The organism is Staphylococcus sp. EG-SA-2, from assembly GCF_017152085.1.
This window is the reverse complement of the sequence record NZ_JACYHC010001080.1, coordinates 1-735: the sequence shown is the minus strand read 5'-3', so window position 1 is coordinate 735 and position 735 is coordinate 1. Positions and strand designations below refer to the sequence as shown.

At 31.8% G+C, this 735-nt stretch carries 2 protein-coding genes; one reads left to right on the top strand and one right to left on the bottom strand.

Annotated features, from left to right (window positions below; all coding sequences use genetic code 11):
* The coding region (locus tag IDG60_RS18125; RefSeq protein ID WP_206161027.1) for a nitroreductase family protein at positions 1–422 on the top strand (422 nt) is incomplete at its 5' end.
* Positions 423–571: 149 nt separating this feature from the next.
* Here the strand turns inward: IDG60_RS18125 and IDG60_RS18120 are convergent.
* Positions 572–735: thioredoxin family protein (locus IDG60_RS18120; protein WP_206160542.1), on the bottom strand; the 164-nt coding region annotated here is incomplete at its 5' end.

Below are 735 nucleotides of genomic sequence, written 5' to 3'. Positions count from 1 at the left end.
ACGGAATGAGGGAACCATGGAGAGTTGTGCATGTTCCGAAAGACAGATTAGGAGATATGAGTAAGGATATTTCTAAATTTGCATTTCCTAATGAATTAGATAAGCAACAATGTCATTATGATGCAGTTACGAAACTAGGTGGCATGTTATTGCTTATTTTAAAAACAGATCCAAGACAACGTCAAAATGATGAAAACTACTTTGCATTTGGTGCATATGCACAAAATCTTATGTTGTTACTTTATGAAGCGGGAATAGGTACATGTTGGAAATCGCCATTATATATCTATGATCCTAAAGTAAGAAAAACACTTGGTATAAAGAAAGATGAAGTTCTTTCTGGATTCTTATATTTAACGGATTTAGAAGAAGATATGCCTAAAGCACCACGTAAAAATAGAAACTTAATTACATTATATTAATATGTATAATTATAGAAACATTAATAAAAGCTGAGTCATGAATTGATGGACATCTATCGAGTTAGAGATTTAATCTAACTTACTAGAGTCGGTACAATCACAGTCTCAGCTTTTTATTGTGCAGTATATACACATTTTTATTTTAGTATTTATTTAAAAGTTTCTGCTAAAAATGATTCAACTTGCTCAGGTGACTTAGCATTTGCTGAATGAAGGTGTGCAATTTTGTCGCCGTTTTTAAATACTAGCAAGCTAGGGATACCCATAACTTCATTTTCAACAACTACATCTTCTAATTCATCACGATTAACAG